At 74.6% G+C, this 23,440-nt stretch carries 23 protein-coding genes; 13 read left to right on the top strand and 10 right to left on the bottom strand.

Annotated elements, in window-relative coordinates; all coding sequences use genetic code 11:
* Positions 1-33: 33 nt before the first annotated feature.
* Positions 34-966 (bottom strand): NAD(P)-binding domain-containing protein, encoded by a 933-nt coding sequence (locus AB0E85_RS13590; RefSeq protein WP_361925759.1) that lies wholly within the window; start codon positions 964-966, stop codon positions 34-36.
* Between the two features lie 70 nt (positions 967-1,036).
* On the opposite strand from AB0E85_RS13590, the gene AB0E85_RS13585 reads away from it, so the two are divergent.
* Complete coding sequence (locus AB0E85_RS13585; RefSeq protein ID WP_361925757.1) at positions 1,037-1,387, top strand: helix-turn-helix domain-containing protein; 351 nt, start codon at positions 1,037-1,039, stop codon at positions 1,385-1,387.
* Between the two features lie 165 nt (positions 1,388-1,552).
* On the opposite strand, the gene AB0E85_RS13580 is transcribed toward AB0E85_RS13585, so the two are convergent.
* The gene (locus tag AB0E85_RS13580; protein WP_361925755.1) at positions 1,553-2,032 is read right to left on the bottom strand and encodes a MarR family transcriptional regulator; all 480 of its coding nucleotides are present in this window, start codon (positions 2,030-2,032) and stop codon (positions 1,553-1,555) included.
* A gap of 81 nt (positions 2,033-2,113) precedes the next feature.
* Between AB0E85_RS13580 and pip the strand changes: the two genes are divergently transcribed.
* Entirely contained in the window at positions 2,114-3,076 is a 963-nt protein-coding gene (gene pip / locus AB0E85_RS13575) for a prolyl aminopeptidase (protein WP_361925753.1), read from the top strand.
* A 68-nt stretch (positions 3,077-3,144) separates the two neighbouring features.
* Here the strand turns inward: pip and AB0E85_RS13570 are convergent, their stop codons facing one another.
* Positions 3,145-4,488 carry a BTAD domain-containing putative transcriptional regulator gene (locus AB0E85_RS13570; protein WP_361925751.1) on the bottom strand — a complete coding sequence of 448 codons (1,344 nt, stop codon included), beginning with the start codon at positions 4,486-4,488 and terminating at the stop codon, positions 3,145-3,147.
* 118 nt (positions 4,489-4,606) lie between these two features.
* On the opposite strand from AB0E85_RS13570, the gene AB0E85_RS13565 reads away from it, so the two are divergent.
* The 6 genes from AB0E85_RS13565 (at position 4,607) to AB0E85_RS13540 (ending at position 12,342) form a co-directional block, all read left to right on the top strand.
* Positions 4,607-5,113, top strand: a complete 507-nt coding sequence (locus tag AB0E85_RS13565; RefSeq protein ID WP_361925749.1) for a hypothetical protein — start codon at positions 4,607-4,609, stop codon at positions 5,111-5,113.
* A 114-nt stretch (positions 5,114-5,227) separates the two neighbouring features.
* On the top strand, positions 5,228-6,115 hold the full coding sequence (locus AB0E85_RS13560; RefSeq protein WP_361925747.1) for an amidohydrolase family protein: 888 nt from the start codon (positions 5,228-5,230) through the stop codon (positions 6,113-6,115).
* A gap of 98 nt (positions 6,116-6,213) precedes the next feature.
* On the top strand, positions 6,214-8,193 hold the full coding sequence (locus tag AB0E85_RS13555; protein WP_361925745.1) for a glycoside hydrolase family 97 catalytic domain-containing protein: 1,980 nt from the start codon (positions 6,214-6,216) through the stop codon (positions 8,191-8,193).
* A 113-nt stretch (positions 8,194-8,306) separates the two neighbouring features.
* Positions 8,307-10,511: an MMPL family transporter gene (locus tag AB0E85_RS13550; RefSeq protein WP_361925743.1), complete on the top strand. Its 2,205-nt coding sequence runs from the start codon at positions 8,307-8,309 to the stop codon at positions 10,509-10,511.
* Between the two features lie 5 nt (positions 10,512-10,516).
* Positions 10,517-11,707, top strand: a complete 1,191-nt coding sequence (locus AB0E85_RS13545; RefSeq protein WP_361925741.1) for a sensor histidine kinase — start codon at positions 10,517-10,519, stop codon at positions 11,705-11,707.
* Positions 11,704-12,342, top strand: a complete 639-nt coding sequence (locus tag AB0E85_RS13540; RefSeq protein WP_361925739.1) for a response regulator transcription factor — start codon at positions 11,704-11,706, stop codon at positions 12,340-12,342. Before AB0E85_RS13545 ends, AB0E85_RS13540 begins: the two co-directional genes overlap by 4 nt.
* Before the next feature lie 5 nt (positions 12,343-12,347).
* Here the strand turns inward: AB0E85_RS13540 and AB0E85_RS13535 are convergent, their stop codons facing one another.
* The 3 genes from AB0E85_RS13535 to AB0E85_RS13525 form a co-directional block, all read right to left on the bottom strand.
* A complete protein-coding gene (locus tag AB0E85_RS13535) occupies positions 12,348-13,637 on the bottom strand; it encodes a VWA-like domain-containing protein (protein ID WP_361925911.1) in 1,290 nt (429 codons plus the stop codon).
* A 470-nt stretch (positions 13,638-14,107) separates the two neighbouring features.
* A complete protein-coding gene (locus AB0E85_RS13530; RefSeq protein WP_361925737.1) occupies positions 14,108-15,355 on the bottom strand; it encodes a MoxR family ATPase in 1,248 nt (415 codons plus the stop codon).
* 92 nt (positions 15,356-15,447) lie between these two features.
* A complete protein-coding gene (locus AB0E85_RS13525; protein WP_361925735.1) occupies positions 15,448-16,785 on the bottom strand; it encodes a hypothetical protein in 1,338 nt (445 codons plus the stop codon).
* A gap of 221 nt (positions 16,786-17,006) precedes the next feature.
* Between AB0E85_RS13525 and AB0E85_RS13520 the strand changes: the two genes are divergently transcribed.
* The 4 genes from AB0E85_RS13520 to AB0E85_RS13505 are packed head-to-tail and all read left to right on the top strand — an operon-like array spanning position 17,007 to position 19,039.
* A complete protein-coding gene (locus AB0E85_RS13520; protein ID WP_361925733.1) occupies positions 17,007-17,411 on the top strand; it encodes a sortase-dependent protein in 405 nt (134 codons plus the stop codon).
* Positions 17,408-18,022, top strand: a complete 615-nt coding sequence (locus AB0E85_RS13515) for a class F sortase (RefSeq protein ID WP_361925731.1) — start codon at positions 17,408-17,410, stop codon at positions 18,020-18,022. The genes AB0E85_RS13520 and AB0E85_RS13515 overlap by 4 nt, the downstream gene beginning before the upstream one ends.
* Complete coding sequence (locus AB0E85_RS13510) at positions 18,019-18,510, top strand: RNA polymerase sigma factor (protein WP_031113208.1); 492 nt, start codon at positions 18,019-18,021, stop codon at positions 18,508-18,510. Before AB0E85_RS13515 ends, AB0E85_RS13510 begins: the two co-directional genes overlap by 4 nt.
* Positions 18,494-19,039 (top strand): hypothetical protein, encoded by a 546-nt coding sequence (locus AB0E85_RS13505; protein ID WP_361925729.1) that lies wholly within the window; start codon positions 18,494-18,496, stop codon positions 19,037-19,039. The genes AB0E85_RS13510 and AB0E85_RS13505 overlap by 17 nt, the downstream gene beginning before the upstream one ends.
* Positions 19,040-19,048: 9 nt before the next feature.
* Here the strand turns inward: AB0E85_RS13505 and AB0E85_RS13500 are convergent, their stop codons facing one another.
* Positions 19,049-20,026 carry a cytochrome c oxidase assembly protein gene (locus tag AB0E85_RS13500; RefSeq protein WP_361925909.1) on the bottom strand — a complete coding sequence of 326 codons (978 nt, stop codon included), beginning with the start codon at positions 20,024-20,026 and terminating at the stop codon, positions 19,049-19,051.
* 282 nt (positions 20,027-20,308) lie between these two features.
* Here AB0E85_RS13500 and AB0E85_RS13495 point away from each other — a divergent pair, with 282 nt between their 5' ends.
* Positions 20,309-21,160 carry a putative RNA methyltransferase gene (locus tag AB0E85_RS13495; protein WP_361925727.1) on the top strand — a complete coding sequence of 284 codons (852 nt, stop codon included), beginning with the start codon at positions 20,309-20,311 and terminating at the stop codon, positions 21,158-21,160.
* Here AB0E85_RS13495 and AB0E85_RS13490 read toward each other — a convergent pair.
* The 3 genes from AB0E85_RS13490 to bla are packed head-to-tail and all read right to left on the bottom strand — an operon-like array spanning position 21,154 to position 23,160.
* Positions 21,154-21,828, bottom strand: a complete 675-nt coding sequence (locus tag AB0E85_RS13490) for a DUF4328 domain-containing protein (RefSeq protein WP_361925725.1) — start codon at positions 21,826-21,828, stop codon at positions 21,154-21,156. The genes AB0E85_RS13495 and AB0E85_RS13490 overlap by 7 nt on opposite strands.
* A 4-nt stretch (positions 21,829-21,832) precedes the next feature.
* The gene (locus AB0E85_RS13485; RefSeq protein ID WP_361925723.1) at positions 21,833-22,192 is read right to left on the bottom strand and encodes a DUF952 domain-containing protein; all 360 of its coding nucleotides are present in this window, start codon (positions 22,190-22,192) and stop codon (positions 21,833-21,835) included.
* Positions 22,189-23,160: a class A beta-lactamase gene (gene bla / locus AB0E85_RS13480; RefSeq protein ID WP_361925721.1), complete on the bottom strand. Its 972-nt coding sequence runs from the start codon at positions 23,158-23,160 to the stop codon at positions 22,189-22,191. Before bla ends, AB0E85_RS13485 begins: the two co-directional genes overlap by 4 nt.
* Positions 23,161-23,440 lie beyond the last annotated feature (280 nt).

Raw genomic sequence — 23,440 nt, 5'->3', positions numbered from 1 at the left:
CCGACGCGGGCGGGTGAAAGGACCCGAGAGCCGTCACCGTCGTCCGATGATCTCCGCGATGCGGAGGAAGCCGTCCTGCCCGTGGCCCAGCCCGATGGTGCGGCGGGCCATGCCCTCGGCCGCGCGCATGACGCCGGCGTCGATGCCGTGCGATTCGGAGACGTGGACGATGTGGGACATGGACGACGCGGCCGAGGTGAGCGGGTTGCCGTCGCCGGAGTAGGTTCCGGCGTCGGCGTCCGCGGCGGTCTCCGCGAACAGCGGCGGGAGGATGGCGCCGATGCCCTGGGCGAAGGGGGCCAGTTCGGTCGCGGTGACGCCCTCGGCCCGGGCCACCGCCAGGGCGTGCGCGTAGCCCGACATCGCCGTCCAGAAGATGTCGAGCAGGGCGATGTCGTAGGCGGCGGCCCGGCCCGGATCCGCGCCGAGGTGGGTGTGCGAACCGCCCAACGCCTGTCGTACGGAGGCGACTTCCTCGTAGAGGTCCTCCGGACCGCTGTACAGGAACACCGCGTCGGGCGTGCCGATGGTGGTCGTCGGGGTCATGATCGCGCCGTCGAGGTAGCGGACGCCGTGCTCCGCGGCCCAGTCGGCGGTGTCGCGGGCCCGGGCCGGGGTGTCGGCGGTCAGGTTCACGACCGTACGGCCCTTGAGGGCCGCCGCGACCCCGTCCTGGCGCAGCACGGCGTCGGCGGCGTCGTAGTTCACCACGCAGACGACGGTCACCTCGCTCGCCGCCACCGCTTCCGCCGCGGAGGCCGCGCCCGCTGCACCACGGCCGAGCAGTTCCCGGTCCCGGCCCGGGGTGCGGTTCCAGACGGTGGTGCGCAGGCCCGCGTCGACGAGCGCGCCGGCCAGGGCACGGCCCATCGGGCCGAGACCGAGGACGGTGACCGTGGTGACCCGGTGACCGGCGGGCCGCCGGGCGGAATGCGCCGGGGCGGTGGAAGCGCTGTACGAAGTCATCGTGAACTCCTCTGGTGCGCAGGGCGGTTGCTCTGCATGACAGTGACAATGCATAAGAAAAGGGGCGGACATGACGCGACGGCGGCAGGATCCGGACGTGTGCGGGGTGACCGCCGCGATCGCGGTGGTCGACGGCAAGTGGAAGACGGCCCTGCTCTGGCTGCTGGAGTCGGGACCGCACCGCCCGGCGGAGCTGCGCCGGCAGCTGCCGGGCCTGTCAGAGAAGGTGCTGACCGAGGCCTTGCGGGAGATGGCCGCGGACGGGCTGGTGCACCGGGAGGTGTACGACGTGCTGCCGCCGAAGACGGTCTACTCCCTGACCGCGTTCGGCCGTGAACTCTCCGAAGCGCTGGCGCCGTTGTCCGACTGGGGCCACCGGCACCTGGAGAATCTCGCCGAGGCCGCCCGGTCGGCCTCCTGAGGCGGGTGCCACCTCCGTCCCTTGTGGATCCTGTGCCTCACCGGCCGCCCACCACCAGGTTCGCGCGGCACCGGCGCACTGCCAAGTCCCCACAAAAAAGTGGGTACTCCAGGGGGCCGGAAACCTCCTGCCCCCTGTCGGCCGACCCGGCGGGCCGGCCCCCGGTCACATGGTCCGGCGAGCCGCCGCTACCCGTTCCCGGAACGGCCGCCGTCCCACCGCCTGCGCGACCTCGGCCAGCAACTCCCCCAGCGGCATCGACAGTTCCGCGTCCAGCTCGGCCATCGCCGCGGCCGTCGCCTCCCACTCCGCCTCGATCCGCGGCAGCAGCGACCGGGCCTCGGCCGTGAGGCCGACCAGCCGGCGGCGGGCGTCCAGCGGATCGGGGGTGTGGACGACCAGGCCCGCGCGGGCCATCTGGGCCGCGGTCTGGCTCGCCGCCGAGTGCGTGACGCCGATGGCCTCGGCCAGGTCGCGCACGGAGAGCGGTCCGTGCGCCACGAGCGCACGGACGACCGGGGAGAAGCGGGGCCGGTACCCGGCCATGCCCTGCTCCTCGCAGAACGCGGCCACATCGCCGTCGAGCAGCTCCAGGACGTGGCGGAGCAGCGTCCCCACGGCGGCCGGATCCGGTTGATTCCTCACCTTGATAATCTAACAGCGCTGTTACATCCCGGGTTCGTCCGAGGCAGATCATCCGAGTCAGGTCGGGGGAGGACATCGCGCATGCCCGAGCGTTATCCGCCCGGCATCGAGCCGTACGCGCACGGCATGCTCGACGTCGGCGACGGCAACCGCGTGTACTGGGAGGCCTGCGGGAACCCCGCGGGCAAGCCCGCCCTCGTGCTGCACGGCGGGCCCGGGTCCGGGGCGGGGCCGTTCTGGCGGCGGCTGTTCGACCCGGCGGCGTACCGCATCGTGCTGCTCGACCAGCGCGGGTGCGGGCGGAGCACGCCCGACGCGGCCGATCCCGGGACCTCGCTCGCCGCCAACACCACGCACCATCTCATGGCGGACATCGAGCTGTTGCGGGAGCACCTCGGCATCGGGACGTGGCTGGTCCTCGGCGGCTCCTGGGGCGTCACCCTCGCCCTGGCCTACGCCGAGCAGCACCCCGGGTCCGTGTCCGAGCTGGTCCTCTTCAGCGTCACCAGCACCACGCGCCGCGAGGTGGAGTGGGTCACCCGGGACATGGGGCGGATCTTCCCGGAGGAGTGGGCCAGGTTCCGCGCCGCCGTGCCGGAGGCCGAGCGCGAGGGGAGCCTGGTGGACGCCTACGCCCGGATGCTCGCCGACCCCGATCCCGCCGTACGGGAGCGGGCCGCGCGGGAATGGTGCCGGTGGGAGGACGTGCACGTCTCCACCCTGCCGGGGCACCGGCCCGACCCCCGCTACGAGGACCCGCGCTTCCGGATGCGCTTCGCCCGGCTCGTCACGCACTACTGGCGGCACGCGGCCTTCCTGGAGGAGGGGGCGCTGCTGCGCGACGCCGGGAAGCTGGCCGGCATCCCGGGCGTGCTGATCCACGGCCGGATGGACATCAGCGGGCCTGCGGACATCGCGTGGCACCTGGCACAGGTGTGGCCGGACGCGGAACTCGTCCTGATCGGCGGCGAGGGACACGGGCTGTCGGGAACCTCCTCGACGGCGGCCGTGGTGGCGGCGACGGACCGGTTCCGGCACGCCTGAGGTCTCCGAAGCCCCCGCCCGGCGGGCCGCCGGGGTCCACCGGCGACGGTCCGCCTGCGGATCGGCCCCTAGCTCACAGCACAGCCCCGTCCCGCCCCGCACGTGCGCAGGCTGCACCATCTGCGGCGGCCGCTCTCGTCGAGGAACAGCCAGCCGCAGTCGGGGGCGGGGCAGGTGCGGACGGTGAAGCGGCGGGGGTCGGTGAGGAGTTCGCCCGCCGTGCGGGCCACCGCGTGCAGGGGCAGGCGCAGTCCGGCGGACGGGGACGGCTGCCAGCGGCCCAGGCCGTCCTCGCCCCGGGTGAGGACCGCCAGCCCCGCGGCCTCCTGCACCACCGCGGCGACCGCCTTGAACGCCCGGCCGTCCTGGGGGTCGGTCAGGCAGGCGTACAGGTCCGTGCGGAACCGCCGGGCCTCGTCGAGGGCGGCGGTGGCCTCGTCCGGCCGGCGCAAGGCCTGTTCCCGGAGCCGGGCGGTCTGCCGGTCCTCGATCAGGTCCAGGTGCCCGGCCCACACGGCGAACGTGGCGTAGCCGGACAGCCACTCCGACCCGGGCAGCCGGTCCGCGCCCCACCCGGCGTAGGTGTTGCAGAACTCCAGCGCGGGGTGTCCGCTCGTGCTCCAGGGGAGCCACTGGTCGTCGACCCGTACCGCGTAGACGGGCCCGGGCGGCCGGTCCAGCCGGGGGTCTCCGCTCAGCATCCGCTCGTGCAGGGTGCGCAGTTCGCGGCTCGGGTCGATGCCGAGGTCGGTCGCGAGGACGGCGCGGGTGCGGTCGTAGAGCCGGAGCGCTTCGGCCCGGCGGCCCGTGCGGTGCAGGGCGGTCATCTGCGCGGCGACCAGGCGCTCGCGGACCGGGTGCTCCTGGAGCAGCGGCGTCAGGTCCGCGACGACCCGCTCGGGCAGTCCCATGCCGAGCTGGGCCTCCGCCCGTCGTTCCACCGCCGTCAGCCGCAGTTCGCCCAGCCCGCCGTCGAGCCGGGAGCGCAGCCGGTCGTCGGCGACGTCCGCGAGCAGGGGGCCCTGCCAGAGCGCGAGGGCACGGCCGTAGCGGCCGATCCGCTCCACCGGGTCACGGGCGTCGGCCGCGTGCCCGACGAGCTCGGTGAACTCCCGCGCGTCGATCCGGTGCGGGCCCCGCTCCACGGCGTAACCGTCGTGCCGGGTCTCGACGGACACCCCGTACGGCCGGAGTGCGGCGCGGAGCCGGCCGACGTAGGTGTGGACGGTGGCGCGGGCCGAGGCGGGCGGGGCATCGTCCCAGAGGAGGTCGATGAGGCGGCCGGTCGGGACGGAGTGACCGGCGTGCAGCAGCAGGACCGCCAGCAGGCACCGCTCCTGACGGCGGCTGCCGAGCAGCACCGGCCGCCCCTCGTGACGGGCGGCGAACGGACCGAGCAGCTGGAAATCCATGACTGTCCGGCAGGGTAACCGGGCGGCGGGCCGGGGGCCGGGCGTGGTGAGGCTTTGGTCAGAAGCAGGGGCCAGACTTCGGCGCACCGTCCTTCCGCCCCTCCGCACAGGGAGAACCATGCGCCGAACCGCCCTCGCCCCCCTGGCACTCGTGGCCGTGCTCCTCGGCCCGCAGCCCGCGTCCGCCGCGACCGGGACCGGCTGGGAGCCCGCGCCCTCCGCACCGTGGGACGTCGCCGCCGGCGCGCGGTGCGACTTCCCCGTCCACGGCGAGCCCGTCGTCGACGAGGTCGTGCGGCGGGTGCTGAGCACCCACCCCGACGGCTCCGCGCGGCGGGTCGCCTACCAGGGCGATCTGGTCATCCGCGTCACGAACACCCTGACCGGCGCCGCCCACGACGCCGACGCTAGCGGCTCGGCCGTCGTCGAGTACCGGCGCGACGGATCACAGCGCTGGGCCGTGCACGGCCCGGTGTTCGTCGGCGTCGGGGAGGGCGGGGGGACCCTGCCGCGCGGCCTGTACATCGTCGACGGCGTCTACACGATGGACATCGGCGCCACCGGGTACAAGTCCGTGCACCTCCTCCACGGGAGCACGGACGACCTGTGCGCCCGCATCGGCTGACGCGTCACGGCACACGGGCGGGGCTGTGGGCTGCCGCGGGCGTGACCGATCCCTCACGAATCCCTCGCCCACGCCCCTGGCCCCACCACCCCCTCCCATCCGATCGTGTGCACCATGAACGATCACGGTGACGAGCCCGACGACATCCGCCGCTTCTGGGGTCGGCTCGGGCTCCCCGGCCTCGTCGACGTGCACACGCACTTCATGCCCGAGCGGGTCCTGAACAAGGTCTGGGAGTACTTCGACGCGCTCGGGCCGCTCACCGGCGGACTGGAGTGGCCCATCACCTACCGGGAGGCGGAGGCCGAACGGGCGGAGATCCTCCGGGGGTTCGGCGTACGGGCCTTCACCGCGATGCTCTATCCGCACAAGCCCGGCATGGCCCGCTGGCTGAACGGCTGGGCGGCCGACTTCGCGCGCCGCACCCCGGACTGTCTGCACACCGCGACCCTGTTCCCCGAGCCGGGCGTCGAGGCGTACGTCCGGGAAGCCGTCGAAGCGGGCGCGCGGGTCTTCAAGGCGCATGTGCAGGTGGGGGCCTACGACCCGGCCGACGAGCTGCTCCGCCCGGCGTGGGGCGTGCTGGCCGAGGCCGGGGTTCCCGTGGTGATCCACTGCGGCTCCGGCCCCGCGCCCGGCAAGCACACCGGCCCCGGGCCGATCGCACGGGTGCTGGCGGAGCACCCCCGGCTGCGGCTGATCGTCGCCCACATGGGGATGCCCGAGTACGAGGAGTTCCTCGACCTCGCCGAGCGGTACGGGGAGGTGCGGCTGGACACGACGATGGCGTTCACCGACTTCGCCGAGCGGCTCGCGCCGTTCCCGCCCCGGGCCCTGCCCCGGCTGGCGGACGCCGGCGACCGCATTCTGCTCGGCTCCGACTTCCCCAACATCCCCTACCCGTACCTGGACCAGCTCCACGCCCTGGAGCGGCTGGGTCTCGGGGACGCGTGGCTGCGGGCCGTGTGCCACGACAACGCGGCGAAACTCTTCGGCCTCTGACGGGGTCTTGACCCGCCTTCGCCGGTGCGCGTAGAACTGCACTCGCCACCGGAAGAAAACGGTTACTACACCATTACCCGAAGGGAAGGCCCCTGCCGATGAGAGCTTCGGGAGACCGGGAAGAACCCTCCGCGAGGCCGGCGGCCCGCCGGACGGTCCTCAAGGGCGCCGCCACCGCCGGGCTGGCCGCCGCCGGACTGGCCGCCGCACCGCCAGCCGCCGGGACCGGCGCCGCACCCGCCGCGTCCGCGACCGGCGGTGACCGGCCGCAGAGCGTCACCGCCCGGCTGGGCGGCACCTCCGTCACCCTCTCCGTCACGGACGGCATCCTCCGCTGGTCCGTCCGCCGCGGCGGGCGGACGGTGGTCACCGCCTCGGCCCTCGGCCTCCGGCTCGACGACGGCACCGTCCTCGGCCGGGACGTCCGGGTGATCCGGGAGCGGCACCGCACCCGACGCACCACCTGGACCCCGGTCTACGGCCGCAACGCGACGGTCACCGACCACTACCAGGAGCAGAGCTGGGACTTGACGGACCGGGCCACCGGGATCCGGTTCGGCGTCGAGGTCCGCGCCTACAGGACGGGCGTCGCCCTGCGCTACCGCCTCCTCGGTCAGGGCACCGCCACCATCGCCGACGAGCTGACGACGTTCGTCTTCCCGGACGGCACGACCGTCTACAGCGCCCGCGACGAGAACGCCTACGAGCCCGTGGCGCCGGGCTCCCTCCCCGTCACCGGCACCGCCACCACGGACAACGGCCCCCTGACCGACCTGCCGCTGACCGCCACGCTGCCCGGCGGTCTCATCGCCTGCGTCTGCGAGTCGTCACGGGTCGCCTACCCGCGGCTGATGCTGAGTTCGGTCCCGGGCGAGCCGAACACCCTCTCCGCGTTCCTCATGGAGCACACCGCCCGCGGCACCGGCCCGGTGGAGACGTCCACGACCGTCACCACGCCCTTCGCCACCCCGTGGCGGGCGGTGGTCATCGGCGCCACCCACGCGGAACTCGTCGACAACGCCGAGCTGGTCCTCAACCTGGCCCCGCCGAGCGCCCTCCCCGACACCTCGTGGATCAGGCCCGGCAAGGTCTTCCGCTGCGAACTCACCACCGCCGCCGGCCTCCAGGGCGTCGACTTCGCCGTGGCCCGGGGCCTGGAGTACATCGAGTACGACGCCGGCTGGTACGGCCCGGAGTTCAGCACCCCCGACGCCACCCGGCCCATCGCCGCCATCGACCTGCCGTCGGTCGTCTCGTACGCCACGAGCCGGGGCATCGGCGTCTTCCTCTACGTCAACCGGCTCGCGCTGACCGACGCCGACTCCCTGTTCGCGCTCTACAAGAGCTGGGGCGTGCGGGGCATCAAGCTCGGCTTCATCAACGACGGCACGCGGACGATGACCGACCAGATCATCGACTGGGCACGGACGGCCGCGACGTACGAGCTGCTGATCGACATGCACGACGACGTCCGGCCGTTCGGGTACGAGCGGACCTACCCGAACTGGATCAGCCTGGAGGGCGTGCGCGGCAACGAGCAGTTCCCGACCGCCACGCACAACGTGACGCTGCCGTTCGCCCGCAACATCGGCGGCCCGATGGACTACACGATCTGCTACGGGCAGTCCCGCGACAAGACGACCAACGCCCACCAGATGGCCATGGCCGCGGTCTACTACCAGCCGCTCAACTTCCTCTTCTGGTACGACAAACCGTCCAAGTACAGCAACCCGGCGAACTGGCCCGGCCTGCCCTGGTTCAACGCCGTGCCGGTGACCTGGGACGAGAGCCGCACACTCGCCGGTGCGATCGGCGAGTACATCGCGGTGGCCCGGCGCAACGGCTCCACCTGGTACCTGGGCGCCATGACGAACGAATCGTCCCGCACCCTGTCCCTCCCCCTCTCCTTCCTCGGCGGCGGCACCTGGACGGCGACGGTCTACGCCGACGGCACCCCCGGCGCGGACCCGTACCGGACGCCGGTCGTGGTCGGCACCCGGACCGTCACCGCCGCCGACACCCTCGACGTGGCGATGGCCCCGGCGGGCGGCCAGGCCGTCGTCCTGAAGCCTGGCTGACCGCCCGGCCGGGGTGGGGACACCCCCAGGGCCCGGGTCCACCGAACGGTGGACGGCAGGTTCAGCCGAGTGCCTCTGTCCGGCAACCGCCCTGTTCAGCAACGCTTTTGGGCATGAATTCACTGACTGTGCGCGTGGCGCGCTGGAGTGCGCGACATCCTTGGCGGGCGATCGTCGGCTGGCTGGCGTTCGTGGTGCTGTGCCTGGGGGCCGGCAGTGCCGTCGGCACCAACAGCGCGAAGACGGCGGACTACCGGGTCGGTGAGGCCGGCCGGGCCGAGACCCTCGCGGCCGAGGCCCAGCTGGAACGCCGGTCCGCCGAACAGGTGCTGATCTCCTCCCGTTCGGGCGGTGCCCTGGACCAGGGCACCGCACGGGCCGCCGCGGAGGACCTGACCGACCGAATGCGGCGACTGCCGGAAGTGGCGGGCGTCGCCGAGCCGTTGCTCTCCGACGACCGGCGGATCCTCATGGTCGAGGTGGCGCTGAAGGGCGAGGAGCGGGACGCCAAGGACAAGGTCGACGCGCTGCTGGCGCAGACGGCGGCGGTGCAGAAGAGCCACCCCGGGCTGCTGCTGGAGGAGACCGGAAGTCCCTCCGTCAGCAAGGGAGTCGACAAGCAGCGCAGTGAGGACCTGGCGCTGTCCGAAGCGATCACCCTTCCTGTCACCCTGCTGACGCTGCTGGTGGTGTTCGGGTCGGTGACCATGGCCGGGGTGCCGTTGCTGCTGGCACTGTCGTCGATCGCGGCGGCCGTCGGGCTGTCGATGGTCGTCTCGCACCTGTCGCCCGACGCCGGGGTCGGCACCAACGTCATCCTGATGATCGGCCTGGCGGTCGGCGTCGACTACACGCTCTTCTACCTCAAGCGTGAGCGGGAGGAACGGGCCCGCTCCGGCGGCCGGCTGTCCTCCGAGGCCCTGGTGGAGCTGGCCGCGGCGACCTCGGGGCGGGCGGTCGTCGTCTCCGGGTTCGCGGTGGTCGCCTCCACGGCCACGCTGTACCTGGCCTCCGACGTGATCTTCTCGTCCCTCGCGACCGGCACCATCGTGGTCGTCCTGGTGGCGGTGGCCAGTTCGCTGACGGCCCTGCCCGCGCTGCTGGTGAAGCTGGGGCGGCGGGCGGAACGCCGGGCATCGCGGCGGGCGGAGCGCGGGAAGCCCGTCCGCAGGGTGCGGGGCGCAGGTGGCGGCGGCCGGATGTGGAACGCGCTGCTGCGACCCGCGGCCCGGCATCCCCTGGCCACCCTGTGCGTATCGGTCGTGGCGCTGCTGACGCTGGTCGTCCCGCTGACCGGACTGAAGATCACCGAGATGAGCCGGGACACGCACTCCCGTGCGATTCCCGCGATGCAGGTGTACGACCGGCTCAACGAGGCGTTCCCCGAGCAGCGGGTGACCCACCAGGTCGTCGTGCGGGCCGACGCCTCGCGGTCGGCGGAGGTCACCGCCGCCCTACGAGAGGTGGCCCGGCGGGCGGAGGCCGACCCGCTGTTCACCGGGGCGTCGCGGATCCGGACCTCGGCCGACGACCGCACCAGCACCCTCGAACTGAAGGTGCCCTACCTCGGCAACTCCGAGGAGGCGTACGACTCCCTCCACCGGCTCCGGGACGACTTCCTGCCCGCCACCGTCGGCCGGATCACCGGCGCCGAGTACGGGGTGAGCGGCGACGTCGCCCGCTACGCCGACTATCCCGCCCACCAGAACGGCAAACTGCCGCTGGTGCTGGGCGCGTTGCTGCTGGTGACGTTCGGGATGACCGTGTACGCCTTCCGCTCGGTGGTCCTCGGACTGCTCGGCGTCGCCCTGAACCTGCTCTCCGCGGCGGCGGCGCTCGGGCTGCTCGTGCTGGTCTTCCAGGGGACCTGGGCGGAGGGCCTGCTGGGCTTCGAGTCCACCGGCTCGATCGGGTCGCGCGTGCCGCTGTTCCTCTTCGTCATCCTCTTCGGGCTGTCGATGGACTACCAGGTGTTCGTGGTGAGCCGGATCCGCGAGGCGGCACTCGCCGGGGTGCCCACGCGGCAGGCGGTGCTGGACGGTATCCGGTCCTCGGCGAGCGTGGTGACCAGCGCCGCGGTCGTGATGACCACCGTGTTCGCCAGCTTCGTCTTCCTGCACATCATCGAGATGAAGCAGATCGGCTTCGTCCTGGCGGCGGCCGTGCTGATCGACGCGTTCGTGGTGCGGGTCATGGTGCTGCCGGCGGCGATGCTGCTGCTGGGCGAGGCGAGCTGGTGGCCCTCGCGGGCGGTGCGGCGGGCGGCGTCCGCCCCGGAGAAAAGGCGCCCCTCCCGTGCGGCGGTCGACGTACGTTGATCGGTATGACCGCTCTCGCCGGATCCACCGCCGACGTCTTGTGGGCCACCTCGCTGCGCCGCTGGAACGCGGTGTGCTGGCTGCTGTTCGCCCTGATGGCCGTCGGGCTGGTCGCCATGAACCGGCCCGGCGGGAGCAAGTGCGCGGCGCTGGTCCTGCTCGGAGGTGTGGTGCTCTGCTACGGGGCCCTCGACCGCTTCCCGGCCAACCCCGTCGTACGGCCGCACGTGTACCTGTCGGCGCTGGTGGTGGCGTTGGGCGGGCTGGCCTATCTGCGCGGCAACTACGCGGCCTTGTTCATGGTGACGCTGCCGCACTACTGGATGTTCGGGCGGACGCCGAGGGCCGCGATGGTGTTCCTGGGGCTCGCCGCGGTCGCGACCCTGGCCGGGAGCGTGCTGCGGGACGACGGCTGGACGGTGGAGTTCTTCACCGAGACGCTCGTGTCGACCCTGCTCGTCGTCGCCGTGGGGGCGCTGATCGGGCTGTGGGCGCACTCCGTGGTCGCGCAGAGCGCCGAACGGGCCCGGTTGCTCGCCGAACTGGAGGAGGCGCAGGCCGAGTTGACCGAGGCGCACCAGCGCCAGGGCGCGGCGGACGAGCGGGAGCGGATGGCCCGCGACATTCACGACACCCTCGCGCAGGGCTTCGCCTCGATCATCGTGCTCGCCGAGGCGGCCCGGATGGGCCTCGGCACCGATCCGGCCCGCAGTGGCCGGCAGTTGGGGTCGATCGAGTCCACCGCACGGGAGAACCTCGCCGAGGCGCGGGAGCTGGTCGGATCGGGCCGGCGGCCGGACCAGACCGCGGCGGGTCCGGTGGCGGAAACCCTCCGCCGCACCCTGGACCGCTTCGCCGAGGACACCGGCCTCACCGTCGACGCCGACCTGGAGGACCTGGAGTGCGACCAGCAGACCCGGATCGCGCTGCTGCGCTGCACCCAGGAGTCCCTGGCCAACGTCCGCAAGCACGCCCGGGCCTCCACGGTCGGCGTGGTCCTGGCCCGGCAGCCGTACGGGGTGGAGCTGGAGATCACCGACGACGGGGCGGGGTTCTCGGTGGAGGAGTCGTCGGGCTTCGGTCTGGACGGCATGCGCAAACGACTGGCGGAGCTGGGCGGGAGGCTGACGGTGACGAGTTCGTTGGGGGACGGGACCCGGGTCCTGGCGCTGATACCGCCGGGGGCCGCGGCATGACGAACGGACCGCTGCGCATCGTCGTCGCCGACGACCACACCGTCATGCGCGCCGGAGTGGTGGCCCTGCTCGCCGCCGGGACCGGCATCGAGATCGTCGGCGAGGCGGGCGACGGCCGCGCCGCCCTCGACCTCGTCGCACGCCACGCACCCGATGTGGCCCTGGTCGACCTGCGGATGCCCGTCCTGGACGGCGTGGCCACCACCACCGAGATCGTGGCGCGGTTCCCCCGCACCAGGGTGCTGATCCTGACCACGTACGACACGGACGCGGAGATCGAGCGCGCGGTGGAGGCCGGGGCGATCGGCTACCTCTTGAAGGACACCACCCGTGAGCAGCTGGCCGACGCGATCCACGCGGCGGCCCGCGGCGAGACCGTGCTGGCGCCCCGGGTCGCCGAACGCCTGGTCGCCCGGATGCGCCAGCCCGCTCACGTCCCCTTGACGGCCCGCGAGTCGGACGTGCTGAACGCGGTCGCGGACGGACTCACCAACGCCGAGATCGGCCGTCGGCTCGTCATCGCCGAGGCCACGGTGAAGACGCACCTGCTCCGCCTGTTCGCCAAGCTCGACGTGAACGACCGGACGAGGGCGGTGGTGGTGGCGATGGAACGGGGGCTGCTGCCCCGGCCGTAGGGCGTTCAGGAGCCGATGTCGACCACCCGGGCCCACGCCGGGGGTGTGTCCGGGACGTACTCGGGGTCGGACTCGTCGTAGGCGTGAGGTGCGTACTGGCGCGGGAAGAGGCCGATCACCGTGCGGCACGGGGGCCGGGCCTCCGGCCAGGGAGTCTGGCCGTCGGTGAGGGCGACGACGACGTCGGGGGCCGGGCGGGTGCGCAGGGCGCGGGTGAAGCCGGCCCGCAGGTCCGTGCCGCCGCCGCCCGTGAGCGGGATGCCCTCGGGGCCGCACAGGCGGCGGGCGACCCCGGCCGAGGCGTCGCAGGGCACCACCGTGACCAGGTCACGGCGGCCTCCCACGGCCCGGGCGATCGCGGCCACTTCCAGCAGGGCGCTGCCCAGTTCGGCGTCGCTGACCGAGCCCGAGGTGTCGATGACGACGGCGACGCGGGGCGGGCGGCGGCGCAGGCTCGGCAGGACCGTGCCGGGCAGTGCGGTGGAGCGGCGGGCGGGGCGGCCGTAGGTGTAGTCCTCTCCCGCGCCGGGGGCGGAGGCCGCCGAGCGGACCGCCGCGCCCAGCAGCTGCCGCCACGGCTGGGGCGGGTGGAAGGCCTCCTCGGCCCAGCGTCGCCAACCCTGCGGGGCGTTGCCGGGGCGGCCGGTGATGCCCTGGGCGACCCGGAAGCGGACCGCGTCGCGCTCCTGCTCGCTCAGGCCGTGCGCGCCGTCCGGGCCGAGTTCCCACTCCCGCTCCAGGCCGTCGGCGCCGCTGCCGCAGTCGAGCCAGGCCAGGTCCTGTGAGCGCGGGCCCAGGGTGAACTGCCGCAGGTACTCCTCCATCAACTCGTTCTCCGACAGGCCGAGATGGCCCGGTTCGACGACTCCTTCCGGGCGGGCCAGGCCGTCGCCGTAGACGTCGTCGTTGATCTCGAAGTCCGCGGCGATGTTCATCCGCAGCCGCTCCCCCGGGCCGCTGAGGCCCCGCTCGCGGGCGACCCGGTCGCTGCGGGCATGGTGGTCGCGCAGCAGGTGCGACACCTCGTGCACCCACACTCCGGCCAGTTCCTCGACGGGCGTGCGGTCCACGTACGCCGGCGACACATAACACCGCCAGTAGCGGTCGACACCCATCGTCGGCACCCGCCGCGACGCGACGACGTGCAGGGCGAAGAGGGCCGTGGCGAGGTAGGGGCGGACGCGGGCGGCGTGCAGACGGGCCGTGAAGAGCTTGTCCCGGTCGAGGACCCCGGGCGCGTCCGGCGCGCCGGTCGCCGTCGGTCCGGGGACGGCCTCGGGCACACCGGTCACCATCGGTCCGGGGACGGCCTCGGGCACACCGGTCACCGTCGATCCGGGAGCGGCCTCGGGCACACCCGTCGCCGGCCCAGGAGCGGCCTCAGACGCACCGGTCGCCATCGCCCCAGGGGCCGCCCCAGGCGCACCGCTGGCCGTCGGTCCGGGAGCGGCCTCGGGCACACCCGTCGCCGGCCCAAGAGCGGCCTCAAACGCACCGGTCGCCATCGCCCCAGGGGCCGCCCCAGGCGCACCGCTGGCCGTCGGTCCGGGAGCGGCCTCGGGCGCACCCGTCGCCGGCCCAAGAGCGGCCTCAGACGCACCGGTCGCCATCGCCCCAGGGGCCGCCCCGGGCACAGCGGTCGCCGTCGATCCACGGGGGGCCTCAAGGGCCACCTCCGGCGCACCGGTCGCCGTCGGCCCAAGGGCCGCCTCAGGCGCGTCGGTCGTCGTCGGCCCGCCCCGGTCGCGGCCCCGGCCGGCGGCCGTCATCGGCCCGCCTTCGCCGCGGCGGCGGCCGCGACGGCGGCCGTGGCCCGGTCCGCCCGCCGGGACAGGGACACCACTCCGGCCAGGCGCTCGACGGACGCCGGGACGTCCCAGTCGTCCCGGCGCAGGGCGGCGAGCGTGGTCGCGGGGACGACCACCACATCCGGGGGGCCGGTCTCCAGGGCCTTCGCCAGGAGCGCCCAGGCCGCGTCCCAGCGCAGCCGCTCCGGGCGGTTGCGCACGGCGGCCACGACGCCGTCCAGCGCGGCCTGCCGCAGATCCCCGCGCTCCGGCAGCACCGCACCGGCCGGGTCGGCCAGCAGCGTCTCGGGGTCCGGGAGATCCATCCGGTCCATGCTCGCCAGCAGTTCGAGCCCGGGCCCGTCCCCGACGGTGCCCCGGACCAGCAGCGAGAGGACGTCACGGGAGGAGCCGGCCGCGGTCGCGAAGGCGATCAGGTGCAGCGTCATCTCCCAGCTGCGCGGGGACGGCCACGGCCCGCCCCGGCGGGTCTCCCCGCCGGGCAGCCGGTGCGTGAGCTCGGGTCGTGCGGCGAGCAGCCCGCACACGGCCCGGCGGGCGAGGTCCACGGCCTCCGGGAGCTTGTCCGGGTCGAGGCGGGGCAGGGTCGCCCGGGGCCAGATCCCGCCGAGGCCGCGCACGACGACGTCGGTGTCGTGCGTCCACAGCAGGTGGACGAAGCGGTTGGCGAGGGGAGGGCTCAGTTCCCAGCCGTCCGCGGCCGAGGAACGCGGGTTGGCGGCGGCCACGATCCGCACGCCCGGCGGCAGTCGCAGCGCGCCGATCCGCCGCTCCAGCACGAGCCGGAGCAGGGCGGCCTGAACGGCGGGCGGCGCGGTGGAGAGTTCGTCGAGGAACAGCAGCCCGCGCCCGGCCCGCACCAGGCGCACGGCCCAGTCCGGCGGGGCCATCGGCACGCCCTGCTCGGCGGGGTCGTCGCCGACGATCGGCAGCCCCGAGAAGTCGGACGGCTCGTGCACGCTGGCGATCACCGTGGTCAGGGGCAGGTCCAGGGCGGTGGCGAGCTGGGTCAGGGCCGCGGTCTTGCCGATGCCCGGTTCGCCCCACAGCAGCACCGGCAGGTCGGCGGCGACGGCCAGGGTGAGGGCCTCCAGCTGGGTGTCGGGGCGGGGTTCGGTGGTGGTGTCCCGCAGCAGGGCCAGCAGGTCACCGGCCACGTCGAGCCGGGCGGCGGTGTCGGACGGGAACGAGGTGTGAGAGCGCATGGGTGATCACCTGTGTGCCGGTGGTGAGCCGTCTCGGTGGAATGCAGGGCAGGGTGGGGGCAGGGCGTTCGCCCCGGCCGGGTCGGGCCGGGTCACACGGGGCGTGGGTGCGGGTCGTCGTCGCGGGAGAGGCGGCGGCCCCAGGGGCGCAGGCTGCCGGGCGACGGGCCCTCCAGGCCCGCGCGGTACAGCCCGTGGGCGATGCGCCGTCGGGCGGCCGTCTCCAGCGCATCCCGCAGCGGTCCGTCGCGCAGCACCGCCTCGGGGCCGAGCAGGCTCTCGACCGCGGCGAGCGCACCGGCGACGTCTCCGTGGTGGAGGCGTTCGCGGACGCCGGGGAGGCAGTCGGGGCGGCGGTGTGCCGCGTCGACGGCCCGCAGACAGGGCAGCGGGGGACCCCCGAGGGCGGCGAGCAGTTCCTCCCGCCGGATCTCGTCCGGGTCGTGGTCGAGGGCGGCCAGTGCGCCGTCGACCAGGCCGATCCGGTGCCGGGCGCCCCGGCACTCCACCACCCGCGGGTCACCGGTCCGGCGCGGCGCGCCGGGGCCGCCGGTCCGCTCGGCCCCCAGCGCCGCGGCGACCAGCGGATGCAGCCGCCCGGCGTCGATCGCCCCGGCCCGCAGCAGCTCCAGGTCGGGCAGCACCCAGGTCGCCGCGTCGGGCAGCACGGGGAGCGAGGCGTCGGGGGCGCGTGCGGAGGACATCGCCGTCCGCGCGCCGCCGTCGGACACCTCCAGGACGACCCGGTGGCGCGTCCCGAGGCGCACGGAGACCTTGCCGCCGGACCGCTGTTCGGCCCGCAGCAGGATCTCCGCCTCGGCCGCCCACCGGTCGACGGCGCACCGCTGCCCGAGCGTCGGCGGCCCGGCCGGATCCGGGAACGCACCGCCCTCGCCGGACCGCGCCCGCAGTTCGCCGGCCCGGCGGGCGTCCCACAGGTGGCGGTGCAGGTCGAGCCGGAAGCGCCGGCTGGGACGCGGGTGCGGATGATGCCGGTGGGCCTCCCGCGCCCGGGAGGCGTCCCACAGGTCGAGGCTGATCCGCTGCCCGGCGTCCGCCCAGGCCGGGGGCGTCCGCACCACGAGGTGCAGCGCTCCCGGACCGGTGGCGCCGTAGCGGGCCAGGGTGAGGGTCAGGCCCGGCCGCAGCAGCCCGTCGGGGGCGATCCTCGGCATGTGCCAGCGCAGCAGGTCGGGGGCGAGGTGCCGGAGGTCGGCACGGAGCCGGGCGGCGAACTCCCGTCCGTGGCGCCGGGCCAGGAGACGCGGCTGAAGGTCGACGTCGATGTTCGCGGCGGCGCAGGCGCCCGCCCAGTCACCGGCACGGCGGCGCGCGGTCGCGGTCTCGATCATGGAGGGCGGCACGGCGAACTCGCGCACGCGCGGCCAGAAGGAAAGCGGGAAGTCCCCGTTCGCGAGGTCGGTGAGCATCAGCACTCACCTTGCGCGGACGGGTCCCCCAATCTGTTGACAGAGTGAGTCGTCATCGCGATGGATGCTAGCGGCCCCGACTCCCGCGCGCGACAGGTTATTTCGGAGCCCCTGCGGCGGCTTTGCCATCTCTTTACAACCCGCCCCGGCGCCGCCTCGTCTCTCCGCACGATCCGTCACCCAGCCCGACCACCGGGCGACCGACGAAGGAGTGCGATTCCATGCGCCGAACTGTCCTGTGCGCCCTGGCCCTCACGGGCACCGCCGTCCTGATGGGCACCGGAACCGCGTTCGCCGACGGGCCGGCGACCCCGAGCCCGGTCCCGGCGTCCGCCGCGCCCACCACCCAGCCGGAGCAGAGCGCCGAACCGACCCGGGCGGCCGAACCGACCCCGGAACCGGCCACTGACGGACCGACCCCGGCGCCGGCCACTGACGGACCGACCCGGGCGCCCGCCGAGGGGCAGGTCTCCCGCGTGCCGAGCGGCGCACCCGACACCGGTGTGACGGCGTCCACGGCCTCCGGGAGCGACGGCACGGCTCTCGGCGCGGGCGCCGCCGCGGTGCTCGCCCTGGGGGGCGGCACGGTCTTCGTCGTACGCCGCCGCCGGGCGACCGGGGCATGAACTCGTTCTCCAGGCGCGCCGTCACGGCCGGGGCGCTGGCGTCCCTGCTGACGGCGTGCGCGGGCCACGGGACCACCCCGCCCCGGCCGGAGACGACCGCTTCGCCGGTCCCGGCCAGGAGGGCACGCCCGCTGGCCCGTTCGGTCCCGGTGCGGCTGCTGATCCCCTCGATCGGCGTCGACACCCCGGTCCTCCGGCTGGGTCTGGCGGCCGACGGCACGGTGCAGGTGCCGCCGGTCACGGCCCACGACCGGGCGGGCTGGTACCGGCACTCGCCGACGCCCGGCCAGACCGGTCCGTCGGTGCTCCTCGGCCACGTCACCGTCGGCCCGTACGGCGACGGAGTCTTCCGGCACCTCGCCCGGCTGCGCCGGGGTGAGCGGATCACGGCGCGCCTGGAGAACGGCACGGCGGCGGAGTTCGCCGTCACGGCGGTGCGGACCGTCCCCAGAACCGACTTCCCGGCGGACGACGTCTACGGGAACGTGGGCCGCCCCGAGCTGCGCCTGATCACGTGCGGCGGAGCACGGACCGGCGACGGCTACGCGGACAACGTGATCGTGTTCGCGGCGCTGAGCGCCGCGAAGTACCCCACCACTGGAGAGCGTTGAAACGGTCCCGCGAGAAGGCAGCGTCCGAGCTGTTCGCCGCCCTCTACCCGCGCCTCGCCGGCTGGTGCCGCCGGCTCGTCGACGACGACGGGACGGCCCACGAGATCGCATCGGAGGCGTTCACCCGGCTCTGGGCCCGCTGGACGTCCGTGGAGGAGCCCCGCGGGTTCCTCTACGTCACCGCGGCCAACCTGGTCCGGGACCACTGGCGCAAGCTGGAGCGCGAGCGCCGGGCGATGCACCGCGTCACCTCGGAGGCCGCCGTGCGCCCCCACCCCGAACAGGCGGACCCGTCGGTGCGGCTGCTCGTGCAGTCGCTGCCGGAACGACTCCGCGTCCCGATCCTCCTGCACTACTACGCTGACATGCCGATCCGGGAGGTGTCCGCACTGACCGGGCGCAAGGAAGGAACCGTCAAGGCCGACCTGCACGCGGCCCGGGAACTGCTCCGCGTCCACCTGAGGAGAAGCCTTGACCACACGCCTTGACGACGACGGCCCCGAGCCCGGCACCGACGACCCGCTCGCCGTGATCCTGCGCCCCTCCTCGACCGACTACCTGGGCGTGCCCCCCGGCCAGTTCGAGACGATCCGCCGCCGGGCGACCCGCCGCCGTCTGCTGCGCACCGCTGCCGGGGCGGGTCTGTGCTGCGTAGCGGCCGTCCTCATCAGCATCCCCCTGCGTCACACGGCACCCGAACGCCCCACCACACCGACGATCCCGATGGCCCCGCCCGTCACGCGGACGGCGCCGCCCACCCCGTCGGCGTCACCCACCCCGTCGGCGTCACCCACCCCGGTACCGTCCCCGTCCGAGTCGTCGCGCCCGTCGTCCCCGGGCACACGTCGCCCCGCCACGGACGCCCCCCGTGCCGCGGGCGGCCCCGCCACTCCGGAGAGGGAGGTGACCGGTCCGGCGGAGGCGTCCCGCGCCCCGTCGGCCACCCCCACCTCGGTACGCCACGTCCCCCCGGCGGCCCGCCCGAGCCCGGACCGGTCGGCCGCCGGCAGCCGCTGACGGCCCGCGTCAGTCGCCCCGCCCCTGCCGCCGCACCCGCTCCGCCACCTCACCCTCCTCGGTCTCCCACCAGGGCCGGACCAGTTCCGCCGGCCCCTGCCCGGCGGGGGCGGCGGGGGCGAGTTCCCCGTCGAGACGCCGGTCCAGTACGGCCGTCTGGGCCCGCTCGGCCCGCACCCACTGCGCGAGGACCACCAGCAGGAAGGGAAGCGCCACCAGTTCGGAGATGCCCAGCATGGCTCCGCCGCCGAGCTGCTGGTCATGGTGGACATCAGGGGACCAGGGCGGCGCGTGGTGCAGGTACCAGGCGCCCGCGATCAGCGTCCCGTGCGTCATGACCACCAGCCCGGGCACGGCGTCGACGACCCCGTCCAGGAAGACCAGGGCCGCCCGGACCGGGTGGGTGCACCAGGCGGGCAGGGCCTGCTCGCGGGTGAGCACCGGCAGTACGAACAGGCAGCCGGCCGCCAGCAGATGGAGATACATCAGTTCGTGCAGCCAGCCCACCCGCAGCGCGGTGGCGAAGTACGGCGTGAAATAGACGGCCAGTTCGGTGGCCAGCACCAGGACCGTGCTGACGAGGGGGAACGTCAGCAGCCGGACCAGACGGCCGGTCAGCACCCGCCGCACCCGGCCCGCGCCGCCCTCCGGCAGCGCCTCCACCGCGAGCCGCAGCGGATCCCCCAGGGCGAGGCCCAGCGGAGCGAGCAGATCGAGCCCGACGTTCTGCACGGCGGCCGGCCAGAACAGCTCGTGGTCGTAGGCGGCCAGGCCGGACATCGTGGCCACGACGATCGTCCCGAGCCCGAGCAGCACGAAGGCGGCGAGCCGCGCCGGCGGCCAGGACCGGCCCCGTCGGCGCACCCGGACGACACCCCAGCCGTAGAGCCCGCCCAGCACGGCGACGAGCAGGAGGGCGGGGACGTCCGGCTGCCACGACCCCAGCAGCCGTCCGACGGTCGGTTCCGGCAGGTACACAGCCGACAGTTCGCTCACCGGCGGACGATAACCCCCGAAGTTCAGGAGAGGGGCGGCAGGGTGGGCCGGTAACCTGGACGCATGGCTCTGGCATGCAACGCCCTGCCCCACTGCTTCCTCTGACGCCGCGGTGAGGACGGCGACGTGAATCGGTCACGTCGCCCTCCTCGGCGTTCCCGCCCCCGCTGCCCTTCCCGGCAGCCGTCCGGCGGGCGCCGACGCCCCACCGTCCGCCGCCGCACGCGGCGCACCCCCGCTGCCCGGCGGTGCGCCGCGTTCAGAGGAGCACCCATGCCGTCCGACCGACTCCTGTCCGTCCTGACCTGCCCCCAGTGCCCAGCCGGTCTCGAACCCACCCGCGGTGCCCTGCGCTGCGCCAACCGGCACACCTTCGACATCGCCCGCCACGGCTACGTCAGCCTGCTGACCGGCCACCGGCGCGCGCCGAGCGCCGACTCCCCCGACATGGTCCGCTGCCGCGCCGCGTTCCTCGGCGCCGGGCACTACGACCCGCTGGTCCGCACCCTCGCGCGCCTCGCCGGGGAGCTGGCCCCGCCCGACGCCACCGTCCTGGACGCCGGGACGGGCTCCGGGCACTACCTCGCGGCCGTCCTGGACTCCCTGCCCGGGGCTTTGGGCCTGGGGCTGGACAGCTCCGTGCCCGCCCTGCGCGCGGCGGCCCGCGCGCATGCCCGTGCGGAGGCCGCCCGCTGGGACGTGTGGCAGCCGTGGCCGGTGCGCACCGGCTGCGCCGACCTCGTCCTCAACGTCTTCGCGCCCCGCAACGGGCCCGAGTTCGCCCGCGTCCTCGGCCCGGACGGCGCGCTGCTCGTCGTCACCCCCACCGTGCGGCACCTGCGTGAACTGCGCGGTCCGGTCGGGCTGCTGGCGGTCGACCCGAGGAAGGAGGAGCGTGTGCGCCGGACCCTGGACGCCCGCTTCCGGCTCGATCGCACCGAGCCGCTGGAGTACGCGATGAGGCTCACGGCCGAGGACATCACCCGCCTGGTGGGCATGAGTCCGACCGCGCATCACCTCACCGCCGAGGAACTGCGGTACCGCACCGGGCGGTTGGGGACGCCGGTGCCGGTCACGGCCTCCTTCGCCGTGTCGGTGCACCGGCCGCTGCGGCCCGGTCAGTAGCCCCGGCCGGCGACGTGCTCCTGCTGTGCCGTCGTGAGCGTGTGGACCATGAGGGCGGCGGCCCCGGCCGCGGCGACGATCACCAGGTCGGCGGCGAGCAGGGGCAGGACGCCGTTGTAGGCGCGGGCGATGATCTCGTCCGTGTCGTCGGAGTAGATGATCCCCACGCCGCCGGCCAGGCCGGCCAGCCACAGGCCCCACCACCAGTTCACGACGGCCGGCAGCCGCCGCTCGGGGAAGACCGAGCGGTGGACGTCCGCGACGATGCCCCGGGGTATCCACAGGTTCACGACGGGGACGATCCAGCCCACCCAGAGCCAGGGGTAGCCGTAGCGCGGGTCCGCGCCCGAGAGGGCCTTGGCGTTGTCCCTCATCCGGTCCAGCCAGAGCAGGAACACGATCACGCAGAGGGCTGTGACGGCGCTGCCCACGGAGGCGACCAGGTGGTAGGAGTCCTCCAGGGGGTTCAGGGGCCGGTGCACGCCGCCGCCCTGGTCGGGCGGGCCGGACGCCGGCTGTCCCGCCGTGGCGAGCCGGATGTGCCAGACCGCCCGGGCCACCCAGGCGGCCCCGGCGAGGGCGAGGGCCGCGACGGCGCAGCGGGCCGCTCCCCGGACGGGGCGCAGGGAGAGGCCAGGAGCACCCGGGGCGGACTTCTGTTCGATCACCCGGTCATCCTGCCGTACGCAGCTCCGCGGCCCGGCCCTGCCCGTCGAAACACACCTCCAGGACGTGGTCGACGGCGTCCCGGTCGAGGGGGCCGAACACGTGCGGGAACAGTACGTCCCCGGCGACCCCCGGCGGCGGGGCGGGGGCCGCCGCCTCCCACTCCACCCTGGCGGCCAGCCGCGTCTCGTCCAGGGCGAGCACCAGCAGAGGCCGGGGCGCGTCCCGGTAGAAGGCGTTGACGACGGCCAGCGTGGTCGCCTCGTCCGGGGAGCAGTGCACGAAGCCCTCCTCGGCGAGGGAGGCGGGCGCGTAGGACCGGCCGGCACCGGCCCAGACGGTGCTCGGTACGACGTGATAGATCATGGCCCCGTTATAGACGGCGACGGAATCCCCGGGAGCCGCAGGGCGGCGATGGCCCGCCGGGTCGCCTCGGCGATCAGGGCGTCCGAGGGTTCGGCGTCGCGGCCGGGCCGGTCGGTCATGACGGCCAGGACGAGCGGCTCGGTGCGGGGCGGGTGGACGACGGCGATGTCGTTGGCCCTGCCGTAGTCGCCCGTGCCGGTCTTGTCGGCCACCTTCCAGCCCCGGGGGAGTCCGGCCCGGATGCGGCGGGCTCCGACCTCGGTGGCGTTGCGCGAGAGCCAGTCCGTCAGGAGCCGGCGTTCCCCGGTGGGCAGGGCGGTCCCGAGGAGGAGCCTGCGGAAGTCGGTGGCGATCGCCTGCGGGGTGGTGGTGTCGGCGGGGTCGCCGGGCGGTACGTCGTGCAGTTCGGGCTCGTAGTGGTCCATGCGGCTGACCTCGTCGCCGAGCCGGCGCAGGTAGGCGGTGAGCTTCGGCGGGCCGCCGATGTCACGCATCAGCAGGTTGCCCGCCGTGCCGTCGCTGAAGCGGACGGCGGCGTCGCAGAGTTCACGGAGGGTCATCCCGGTCGTGACGTGCCGGCCGGTGACCGGCGCGGTGGACCGCAGGTCGGCCTCGGTGTAGGTGACGCGCCGGTCCAGGCCGCTCAGCGTGCGGTGGTGCAGGACCGCGGCCGCGGCCAGGGCCTTGAACGTCGAGCAGAACGCGAAGCGTTCGCCGGCCCGGTGGACGACCGTGGCACCGGTGCCGGTCGCGAGGGCGTAGACGCCGACGCGGGCACCGTACTCCCGCTCCAGGTCCGTCAGCCGGGGACGGTGGACCGGCGCTCGCCGCGACGGCGCGCCGGTGGGCGTGGGGGTGCGTTCCGGACCGCCGGCGGGGCGGTCGTCCGTGCCACACGCGGCGAGCGGCAGCAGGACCGCGGCGGCCAGAAGGGCCCGGCGGCCCGGGTCGGTCCGATCGGCGGTCATACGACGGTCTCCTTCACGGCGGACCTGGGCGCGAGTCTAGGTACTGCCCCCGGCACGACCGCGGGGTGCCTCCGCAGGCGAACCCGGGCGCACACCTCGGATCCACCGCAGGAGAACCCGGCGCGCAAGCCCCGGAGCCGCCGCAGGCGAACCCAGGCGCACGCCTCGGTGCCGCCGCAGGCGCAACCGCGGCGAGCGGCCCCCGGACGACCAGCCCGGCGGAGCCGCCGCAGGCCGCCCCGGGCGCACGCCTCGGAGCCGCCCCCGGCGCAACCGCGGA

The sequence above is a fragment of the Streptomyces sp. NPDC029044 genome (assembly GCF_040637495.1).
GTDB lineage: Bacteria > Actinomycetota > Actinomycetes > Streptomycetales > Streptomycetaceae > Streptomyces.
This window is presented reverse-complemented; position numbering and strand designations above follow the sequence as displayed.